Origin of the sequence: Mesorhizobium sp. M0293, from assembly GCF_040321735.1 — a bacterium.
GTDB lineage: Bacteria > Pseudomonadota > Alphaproteobacteria > Rhizobiales > Rhizobiaceae > Mesorhizobium.
The window spans coordinates 1-10,075 of the sequence record NZ_JAMYSA010000167.1; the positions used below are offsets into that span (position 1 = coordinate 1).

Here is a 10,075-nt window from a genome sequence, read left to right on the forward strand (position 1 = left end):
CATCACGGTGGCGACCGCCGACGGCACCACGCAGGTGATCACCGTCAGCATCCTGGGCACCAACGACGCGGCGGTGATCACCGGCGACATCAGCCAGTCGGTGACCGAGGCCTCGGGCGTCGCCAACGGCACGCCCGGCACCTCGCCGGTGACCGGCGATCTCGCCGCCGTCGATGTCGACAGCGCCACCGACTTCTCGGTGGTGACCGACGGCGCCCACGGCACGCTGACCATCAATGCCGCCGGCCACTGGAGCTACGCGCTCAACGAGAACGACGCCGCCGTCCAGGCGCTCAACACCGGCGATCCCGGGCTGACCGACACCATCACCGTGCAGACCGCCGACGGCACCCAGCAGAACATCGTCATCACCATCAACGGCGCCAACGACGCGGCGGTGATCATGGGGACGGCGGCCGGAACCGTCGTCGAAGCAGGTACGTCCAACGGCGGTGGCACGCCGACCGCGACCGGCGACCTTCTGTCAACCGACGTCGACAACACCACGGATTCGTTCCAGGCCATCAATTCCGCGACAGCCAGCGCGTTCGGTTACGGAACCTACACCGTGTCAGCCGCGGGCGTCTGGACCTACGCGCTCGACAATTCGAACCCGACGGTCAACGCGCTCAATGACGGCCAGCCGTTGAGTGATAGCTTTACCGTCTTCTCCGAGGACGGCACTGCAAAGCTGGTGTCGATTGCCATCAACGGCGCTGACGATGCGGCGCCACGCTTTGCGCCGACGGACATCCAGCTCACGCCGAGCACCACGACGGACAATGTCAGTTTCGGCTCGTTCCAATTCGCGGGAACGCTGACCGCGACCGACCCGGACCCCGGCAGTTTCGTCTACAGCATCACCTCGCAATCGGACTCGGGGCTGTTTTCGATCACCGGCAGCACGCTGAGCTCGGGAGATCTCTCGCCGAGTAAAACTTTCTCCGTGACCGTGCAGGCCACCCAGGTCGGCGACCCAGCCGGGCCCGCTTACCAGTACAGCGAGACGTTCCACGTCATAACGGGCAGCAACGGCGCCGGCGCGGGAGAAACCTTCAACGACCCCAGCAACAACAACGGCGACGACATCATCTACGGCAATGGCGGGGCGGACCAGATCTTCGGGCTGGCCGGCAACGACACGCTGTTCGGCCAGGCTGGCAACGACACGCTGAACGGTGGCGACGGCAACGACACGCTTGTCGGCGGCGTCGGCGCCGATACCCTCACCGGTGGTACCGGATCCGACACATTCTACTATGGACCAACCGTCACGGATTCCGCGCCAGGCGTGGGCAATTTCGATACCATCACCGACTTCGTGCACAACGTCGACAAGATCGACCTGTCTTCGATCGACGCCAATACGGTCAGCGGCGGCGATCAGGCCTTCCTGTTCGGCGGGTCCAATGCGAACACCGTGGCCAATAGCATCACCTGGTCGGAAAGCGGCGGCAATACCATCGTGCATGTCGACATCAACGGCAACACAACCGCCGACTTCCAGATCACGCTGACCGGCACCGGGCTTGGACTGACGGCGAGCGATTTCATTCTGTGAACCAGGAGGTGGGCCTGCGGACAGGCGTGGGCCCGCCTCTTTTCCCGCCAGCCGAGGATTCAGCTTACGAATTAAGGTTTACGGCAGGAATAGGAAGGGACCACGTGGCCGGTTGGACGATCAGGAGTAGTATCGGTTCCGGGCGTGGACAGGGGGGCGGTTGTCCGCTGGGTTTTTGAGTAGCAATAAATCCCAAATTGTGAAGGATGCGCTTCGGGCATGCCGCCGCTATTTCCTGGTTGCGGCGGCGTTCAGCCTGGCGATCAACCTGCTGTACCTCGCCTCCCCGCTTTACATGCTGCAGATCTACGACCGGGTCGTCACCAGCGGCAGCGAAACCACGCTGGTGATGCTGACCCTGGTGTTGCTGGCGGCCTTCCTGTCGCTGGCAGGCCTCGACCTGGTGCGCGCCGCCATCCTGACGCGCGCCAGCGCGCGGCTCGACCGGTTGCTCTCGGCGAAAATCCTTGCCGCGTCGGTCGAAACCCCATCGCCCGGTTCCTCGCAAAGCCAGCCTATCCGCGACTTCGACACGTTCCGGCAGGTTATCACCGGCAGCGGAGTCCATGCTCTTTTCGACCTGCCATGGTCGCCAATCTACATCGGCATCATCTTCCTGCTGCATCCATGGCTCGGCTTCTTCGCACTGGGTTGCTCGCTGCTCCTGATAGCCATGGCCGTACTCAACGAGTATCTCGTACGCTCGCCGCTGAAGCAGGCCAACGACCTGGCGACGACCAACTATAATTTTACGGAGATGAGCCTCCGAAACGCGGAAGTCGTTCGCGCCATGGGCATGATTGACGGGCTCATCCGCCGCTGGGGGCGCGACCGCAATTTGGCGCTGCGGTGTCAGGCGGAGGCGAGCGACCGTGCCGCCTTGATGTCGGGCCTTATCCGGTTCCTGCGGCTCACCATGCAGTCGCTGATCCTCGGCCTCGGCGCCTATTTGGTCATCGAACGGCAGATCACCGGCGGCACCATGTTCGCCGCGAGTCTCCTGCTGGGCAGGGGATTGCAGCCTGTCGAGCAGATCGTCGGCCTCTGGCGCAGCCTGATCCTGGCGCGGGCGGCGTTGGCAAGGGTCGAGAAGCTGGTCGACGGGGGCGCGCGGAACGAGAGATCGTTCAACCTGCCCAAGCCCAGCGGCAAGATCTCCGTCGAGCAGATCAGTTATGCAATTGCCAGCCAGCAAAAGGTGCTTCTGCGGGACGTATCGTTTCGACTGGAAGCAGGCGAGGCGCTCGGAATCGTCGGCCCTTCCGGCGCCGGCAAGTCGACGCTGGCACGCAACCTCGCCGGGGTCATGCAGCCCAGTCGCGGCACCGTCAGGCTGGATGGTGCCGACCTGTCGCAATGGGGGCACGACGCGCTAGGCGACCACATCGGCTACCTGCCGCAGGATATCGAACTGTTCTCCGATACGGTCGCCGCCAATATCGGGCGCTTCAAGACCAATGTCGACCAGGAGGTGATCGAGGCCGCGCGGCTCGCCGGCGTACACGAGATGATCATCCGCCTGCCGCAGGGCTATGAGACCCAGATCGGCGAAGGCGGCGCCGTGCTGTCGGGAGGATATCGGCAACGGATCGCTCTTGCCCGGGCGGTGTTCGGAACGCCGAAACTGATCATTCTCGACGAGCCGAGCTCCAATCTCGACGCCGATGGCGACCGCGCGCTGACCGACTGCGCGATCGAGCTCAAGCGCCGTGGCAGCACGGTGATCATCGTCTCGCACCGGCCCTCGACCCTGGCGAATGTCGACAAGATCCTTCTGCTGCGCGATGGCGCGGTCGAGGCCTTCGGCATGAGAAACGAGATCGTCGCGCTGCTCAACCAGCGCGCGGCGCCAATGGCGGTGGCAACCCAATGAGCTGTGGCCGGAGAGATCGATGAGCGAGGGCGCCCTTACCTACCGGAGCCTGCCCGGCGAGGCTGGCATCCTCGCACCGGATTCGATCCGGGTGCCAGCCTATATCGGCCTGCTGATCATCGTTGCCTTCTTCGGCGTCTTAGGCGGCTGGGCAGCCTTTGCCCCGCTTAACGGCGCGGTGCTCGCCGACGCTGTCGTCAAGGTGGAAGGCAATCGCAAGAGCGTCCAGCACTTCGACGGCGGAACGGTGAAGGAGATTCACGTCAAGGATGGCGACGTCGTCAGGAAGGGCGACATCATGCTGAAGCTGGACGACACCAGGATTCGGTCCGAGTTCAATCTCTATGCCCAGCAATACGCGCTGCTGCGAGCAACCGATGCCAGGATCCGGGCCGAACTGGACGGCAGCGAGGCTGTTGCCTTCCCGAAGGACATCCTCAAGGAGCACGAGACCTACCTTAGGGACGCGATGGCAAACCAGATCGCCGACCTGGAAAGCCAGCGCGCCTCGATGGCCGGCGCCAGACAAATCCTCGAGCGGCGAATTGCCGAACTCGAGGAGCAGATCCAGGGCAAACAGTCTCGGGTCGAATCCTACCAGGCCCAACTGCGATCGACGATCGACGAGAAGGCCAGCCTGTCAAAGCTGCTCAAGGCGGGATTGACGACCCGCCCGCGCATTCTGGAGCTGGAAAGATCTGCCTCGGATCTGCAGGGCCTGATCGACGAGAACCTCGGCGCAATCGCCGGCAGCCAACAGAGCAAGGCCGAGCTCGATAGCCAGATCGCGCAACTGACCAATGAGCGCCGAGCCAAGCTGTCGGCCATGTTGATCGATACGCAATCGAGCCTTTCCGACCTTGTGCCAAAGATGTTTGCCGCCCAGGCTGCCATGGACCGAGCCGAAGTGCGCGCGCCCTATGACGGCCAGGTAATGGATCTCAGCGTCTTCTCGATCGGAGCGATCGTTTCGCCGGGCCAGACGATCCTCGACATCGTGCCGACTGAGAATTCGCTGATCGTCCAGGCGCAGGTTCGCGTCGAGGACATATCGAACCTGCGGCCCGACATGGCAGCCGAAGTTCGTTTCACATCCTACAAGCAGCGCTCGATTCCCATAATTCATGGCCGCGTCAGCCGCATTTCGGCAGATCGGATTACCGATAGCAAGACAGGGTTTCCCTACTATCTCGCCGACGTAGCGGTCGACCCAGTGGAATTGGCAGCGGCCCCACAGATTGCGCTCTATCCAGGCATGCCGGCATCAGTCATGATCGTAACCGAGGAACGTACCGCACTCGACTACATACTGGGCCCGTTGGTTGTGTCGTTCCACTCCGCCTTTCGCCAGAAATGACGGAGTTCGCAAGTCTCCCCGCGATTCTGTTTCGACTGATGGTCAGGCCTGCAAAAGATAAAGCCGAGGGAGAAACTTCTGGGAACTTTTCGCCGGCATTCCGCCTAAGACAAACCGATACAGATCTGAGCCCTGGTGGCGACGCTGCCCAATCCGTACATGTCGGCCATGTCCGAAAGCGGGCAAACGCTGGAACAGCGCGTCACCTCGCTCAGGCTGCGGAAGGCCTTCGACATGCTGACCTCTCCGCAGTTCGATAAATTGAAGATTTCGGAAATCGCGCTGGCCGCCGGCTTCAACGATATTTCCTACTTCAACCGCGCCTTCCGGCGCACCTTCGGACTTTCGCCCACTCAAAGCCGGGGGGAATGATACTTCCGTTTTTTGCCGTTGGTGGCTCCGGCAGAGACCGCCGTTGTTAACATCCTGTTTTCAGCCAGTGCTGGCCTGGCCGACCTGAGCCGTCGGCTCAAACGCGTCGCGGCGGCCGGCGGCGAAGGCGCCCAGGTGGTCGCGGCATTGCATGCATATCTCGCGCGCGGCAACGCCGACGCACCTCAAACTGCAGGGAGACCATGATGGATGAATGCAGACATACGCGGCACATCAGGAAGGTGACGCCGAGCGCGCTCGGCTGCGAGGAATGCCTGAAGAGCGGCTCGGAATGGGTGCATCTGCGGCTCTGCCGCACCTGCGGCCATGTCGGCTGCTGCGACGAATCGCCCAACCGCCACGCCACCAAGCATTTTCACGCCACCAAGCATCCGATCATCGAAGGCTACGATCCACCGGAAGGTTGGGCATGGTGCTATGTAGACGAGGTGTTCGTCGACCTCGGCGACGAGGTGACCCCGCAGAACGGCCCGATCCCGCGCTTTGTTTAAGCGCTCGGTGCCGCTTATCGCACGGAGCCGGTGACGGTCGGGTCGATCGTGCTGGGAACGGATTTGCGTTCGTTGCCGGCGAGTGCCGCTATGATCAGCAGGCTGGCGACCACCGGGACAAACACGATGGCAACGCGGGCTTGCACGTAGAAGATGGCGCGCCATTCGTTGCGCTTGTCGGGGCTGTTGCTCATCATACTCACTTAGTCAGCCCCCCTGAGGGGACATAGCCGCGAACGGTTAAGCAACTCCATACGACTTTGTTAATGGGCGGAATTGAGGCGAAATTCTCAAGCGATCCACGTCTTCCTAGTTCGGAGCAGGCATGCGATTCTGCCGGGATGATTCGGGAGATAGAGACCGTGACGCTGTTTCGCATGGCAGTACTTGCGGCCTTGCTCTTCACCACATCGGCGCAGGCTGCCGAGATGGCCTTCTTCGTCAAGAACCTGCGCAGGCAAGCGGTTGCGGTCGAGCTGTTCAGCCGCGACCGCGAGACGGTCTGGCCGGGCAACGACAAGGTATTCCTGATCGACCCCGGCTCGCAGAAATCCGTGCCGCTGTCGTGCAATCAGGGTGAACACATCTGCTACGGCGCCTGGGTCGATGGCAACGACAGCATCTCGGCCGGCGTCGGGCCGGACAATGACCAGCCCTGCGACAACTGCTGCTTCATTTGCGTGGAACACTCGACCGAGATGATCGATCTGGTGCCCTAGTTTAGGGGAAAGGGGCGTTGGACCCAAATTAAGTCAGGGATCGGCTCACCCCGGCCACTTCCGCGATTCAATGCAGCATGCAATGGTCGCCCCGCGGCCGGATGGGCCGCTACTTCAGGGGGTTACCATGTTTTACGCCTATGCGCGCCGCACGCTGGCCGCGCTTTCTCTCGTCATGCTGGTCGCGCCGGCGGCACATGCCGACGATGTCACCTTTGCCATCAAGAACGGCCATCCCAACGCCATGCGCGTCGAACTCTACAGCCAGGACCGCGACTATGTCTGGCCGGGTGAAGACAAGGACTACTATCTCGACGATGGCGAGACCAAGCAGCTGCCGATATCGTGCAACGCCGGCGAATCGATCTGCTACGGCGCCTGGGTCGACGGCGACGAGGGCACCTATTGGGGCGTCGGCCCCGGCAACAAGGAAAAATGCGAGGATTGCTGCTACACCTGCAGCGGCGGCGAGACCGAGGAGATCAATCTGGTTCCCTGACCGGTTTGCCAGCTTGACGCTTTTCCCACAGGAGTCATAGCCTGCGCAAATACCCAGAGCACGTCGCGTCTGTTGACCCGGCGTGCTTCAGGCAACAGGAGTCCAGCTATGGCCGGTACGGTCGAAAGCGACAAGATCGACATCGGGTTCTCCGGCAAGCGCTGCATTCATTCGCGCAACTGCGTGCTGGGCGATCCACATGTCTTCGTGCCCAACGCGCCGGGCCAGTGGATTCATCCCGAGGCGGCAAGCGTCGAAAAGATCGTCGCCATCGCCGAAAGCTGCCCCTCCGGCGCCATCACCTACATCAGGAAGGATGGCGGGCCGCAGGAGCAGCCGCCGGTGGTCAACACAGTACGGCTTCGGGAAAACGGCCCGCTGGCGGTGCATGCCGAGATCGTGCTCGACGGCGAAACGATTTACCGGGCCACGCTGTGCCGCTGCGGCGCGTCCGAAAACAAGCCGTTCTGCGACGGCAGCCACACCAAATCAGGTTTTGCCGCCACCGGCGAGCCGCCGCTGAAGGACACGCCGGCGCTGGAGGCGAGGAATGGCCCGCTGACGGTGACGCCGACCACCAACGGCCCGCTCAAGCTCGAAGGCAATGTCGAGATCGTCACCGGCACCGGCCACACGGTCGACCGCACGCAACGCACCTTCCTCTGCCGCTGCGGCCATTCCGCCAACAAGCCGTTTTGCGATGGCACGCACAAGAAGGTCGGGTTTGTCGGGTAGCTGAGCGGCGGAAGCTGCCAATCTCCCCACCTGTGGGGGAGATGCCCGGCAGGGCAGAGGGGGGCGCCGTAGGGTGCTACCCTGCTGCATTTTGCGACCACCCGACTGAAGACCAAAGGGAACAATTGCCATCAAATGAAACGCCAGCGGGACAGCGCCCCCCTCTGGCCTGCCGGCCATCTCCCCCACGAGGGGGGAGATCGAACTCCTCCCTTGGCCCAGCGCTCGCGGCTTTATCGACCGGCCCGTATCGGCTAAGGGGCAGGGAGCAAATCTCTCCTCACCTGGACCACCATCAGAAATGACCGCCAAGACCAAGCCAAAGCCGCTGTTCCTCGGGATCGATACCGGTGGCACCTATACCGATGCCGTGCTGTGGTCCGAGACGGAAGGCAAGCAAGAGGGGCCGAACAAGGGTAAGGTGCTGGCCAAGGCCAAGGCGCTGACCACCAGGCATGATCTGGCCGTCGGTATTTCCGGCGCAGTCGACGCGGTGCTGCAGAAGGCCGGCACCGATCCCGCCGCCATCAAACTGGTTTCGATGTCGACGACGCTTGCCACCAACGCGCTGGTTGAGGGCCAGGGCGGCCGCGTCGCGCTGGTGATGATCGGCTTTTCCGAGGGCGACCTCGCTCGCGACGGGCTGAAGGCCGCCCTCGGCACCGATCCGGTGGTTTTTTGTCCGGGCGGCCACGATGTGCACGGCAATGCCGCCAAGCTCGACCTGTCCGGACTGGAAGCGGCTTTGCCGGAACTCGGTGCCTCGGTGTCCGGCTTTGCCGTCTGCGCCTATTTCGCCACCCGCAATCCGGCGCACGAGATCACCGCGCGCGAGCTGATCCGCGAAAAGACTGGCCTGCCGGTCACATCAAGCCACGAACTGTCGGCCAAGCTCGGCGGCCCGCGCCGGGCGCTGACGACGCTGCTCAACGCCAGGCTGATCTCGATGATCGACCGGCTGGTGGCGGCGACCGAAGGTTTTCTCGAGCAGCGCAACATTGCGGCACCCCTGATGGTGGTGCGCGGCGATGGCGCGCTGGTTTCGGCGGCGTTTGCCCGCCAGCGGCCGATCGAGACCATCCTGTCCGGTCCGGCCGCCAGCCTGGTCGGCGCCCGCCACATGACCGGGCTCGACGACGCCATGGTGTCTGACATTGGTGGCACTACCACCGACGTCGCCGTGCTCGATGGCGGCCGGCCACGACTCGATCCGGAAGGTGCTACTGTCGGCGGCTTCCGCACCATGGTCGAGGCTGTTGCCATGCGCACCTTCGGCCTCGGCGGCGATTCCGAAGTGACGCTGGAGGAAGGCGCGCTCAACCCGAAAATCCTGCTCGGACCGCGCCGCCTGGTGCCGCTGGCGCTGGCAGGCATGGCGCATGGCGTGGCGGTCACGTCCGAGTTGGAGCGCCAGCTGCGCGCACCCAATCCCGGTCGCATGGACGGCCGCTTCGCGGTCCGCACCGGCGTGCCGGACCGGCTCGCCGCCGGTCTCACCGGCGCCGAAGCTCGGCTCTACGAGATGATCGGTGCCGTGCCGCTCGCCATTGACAGGCTTTTGACCTCGAACGCGCAGAACGCAACGCTCAACCGGCTGGTATCGCGCGGGCTGGTGCACGTCGCCGGCTTCACGCCGTCGGACGCCGCCCATGTGCTGGGCAAGCAGGCGAACTGGGATCCGAATGCTGCCCGCCTCGGCGCCGAACTGTTCGCGCGCAAGCGCGACGGCCGTGGCCAGTTCATCGCCGCGTCGCCGGAAGCGATCTCGGAGCGCGTGCTGGTGACGCTGACGCGCTGGTCGGCCGAATATATCCTCGAAACCGCCTTTGCCGAGGACGGCCTCGACGGCGCGTCGACGGTGGCGCACGCTCTGGTGCAGCGCGCCGTCGATGCGCATCCCGGCATCGCTCGCCTAACCGTTGCGCTCGATCGGCCGGTCATCGGCCTCGGCGCCTCGGCGCCGCTGCACTATGCCGGCCTGCCGCCATTGATCGGCAATGATTGCGTGGTGCCGGAGGATACCGATGTCGCCAACGCGCTCGGCGCCGTCGTCGGCCAGGTCAGGGTATCGGCCGAGGCGCGGGTCAGCCAGCCCAAGGAAGGGCTGTTTCGCCTTGCCTCGGGCGAAACCGTACGCGACTTCCTCGACGAGGCGGCGGCGATCGCAGCGGCCGAAGCTGATGTCCGTGCCATTGTCGCGGAGCGCGCGAAAGAGGCCGGCACCGACAGCGCCGAGATCGACGTTTTGACCGAATTTCGCGTCTCGACCGTCGAAGCCCAGCGCATGTTCATCGAGGCGCATGTGATGGCGGGGGCGTCAGGGCGGCCAAGGATTGCGGTGTGAGCGCGGCGGGGGGGGGGGGGGGGGGGGGGGGGGCCCGGCGCGCGGGCGCGAGCGCGCACGCCGCCGCGGCAGCCCAGCGGGCCGCGCGCGACCGCAGAGCAAA

10 protein-coding genes are annotated in these 10,075 nt (G+C 64.0%); 9 read left to right on the forward strand and 1 reads right to left on the reverse strand.

Features of this window, described 5'->3' with window-relative positions; all coding sequences use genetic code 11:
• From NKJ06_RS32650 to NKJ06_RS32670, 5 genes are all read left to right on the forward strand, one after another.
• The coding region (locus tag NKJ06_RS32650; RefSeq protein ID WP_352812070.1) for a VCBS domain-containing protein at nt 1–1,561 on the forward strand (1,561 nt) is incomplete at its 5' end.
• A 199-nt stretch (nt 1,562–1,760) separates the two neighbouring features.
• The gene (locus NKJ06_RS32655; protein ID WP_352635444.1) at nt 1,761–3,434 is read left to right on the forward strand and encodes a type I secretion system permease/ATPase; all 1,674 of its coding nucleotides are present in this window, start codon (nt 1,761–1,763) and stop codon (nt 3,432–3,434) included.
• 19 nt (nt 3,435–3,453) lie between these two features.
• Complete coding sequence (locus NKJ06_RS32660) at nt 3,454–4,791, forward strand: HlyD family type I secretion periplasmic adaptor subunit (RefSeq protein ID WP_352635442.1); 1,338 nt, start codon at nt 3,454–3,456, stop codon at nt 4,789–4,791.
• A gap of 135 nt (nt 4,792–4,926) precedes the next feature.
• A complete protein-coding gene (locus NKJ06_RS32665; protein ID WP_352635440.1) occupies nt 4,927–5,163 on the forward strand; it encodes a helix-turn-helix domain-containing protein in 237 nt (78 codons plus the stop codon).
• Nucleotides 5,164–5,366: 203 nt separating this feature from the next.
• On the forward strand, nt 5,367–5,675 hold the full coding sequence (locus tag NKJ06_RS32670; protein WP_352635438.1) for a UBP-type zinc finger domain-containing protein: 309 nt from the start codon (nt 5,367–5,369) through the stop codon (nt 5,673–5,675).
• A 14-nt stretch (nt 5,676–5,689) separates the two neighbouring features.
• Here NKJ06_RS32670 and NKJ06_RS32675 read toward each other — a convergent pair whose 3' ends face one another.
• Nucleotides 5,690–5,869, reverse strand: coding sequence for a hypothetical protein (locus NKJ06_RS32675; protein ID WP_352635437.1), 180 nt, complete (start codon nt 5,867–5,869; stop codon nt 5,690–5,692).
• A 168-nt stretch (nt 5,870–6,037) separates the two neighbouring features.
• Here NKJ06_RS32675 and NKJ06_RS32680 point away from each other — a divergent pair, with 168 nt between their 5' ends.
• From NKJ06_RS32680 to NKJ06_RS32695, 4 genes are all read left to right on the forward strand, one after another.
• Nucleotides 6,038–6,394 (forward strand): hypothetical protein, encoded by a 357-nt coding sequence (locus NKJ06_RS32680; protein WP_352635436.1) that lies wholly within the window; start codon nt 6,038–6,040, stop codon nt 6,392–6,394.
• A 127-nt stretch (nt 6,395–6,521) separates the two neighbouring features.
• Nucleotides 6,522–6,893, forward strand: a complete 372-nt coding sequence (locus NKJ06_RS32685; RefSeq protein WP_352635434.1) for a hypothetical protein — start codon at nt 6,522–6,524, stop codon at nt 6,891–6,893.
• A gap of 108 nt (nt 6,894–7,001) precedes the next feature.
• Entirely contained in the window at nt 7,002–7,628 is a 627-nt protein-coding gene (locus NKJ06_RS32690; protein WP_352635432.1) for a CDGSH iron-sulfur domain-containing protein, read from the forward strand.
• 301 nt (nt 7,629–7,929) lie between these two features.
• Nucleotides 7,930–9,972 (forward strand): hydantoinase/oxoprolinase N-terminal domain-containing protein, encoded by a 2,043-nt coding sequence (locus NKJ06_RS32695; protein ID WP_352812072.1) that lies wholly within the window; start codon nt 7,930–7,932, stop codon nt 9,970–9,972.
• The last annotated feature ends 103 nt before the right edge of the window (nt 9,973–10,075 follow it).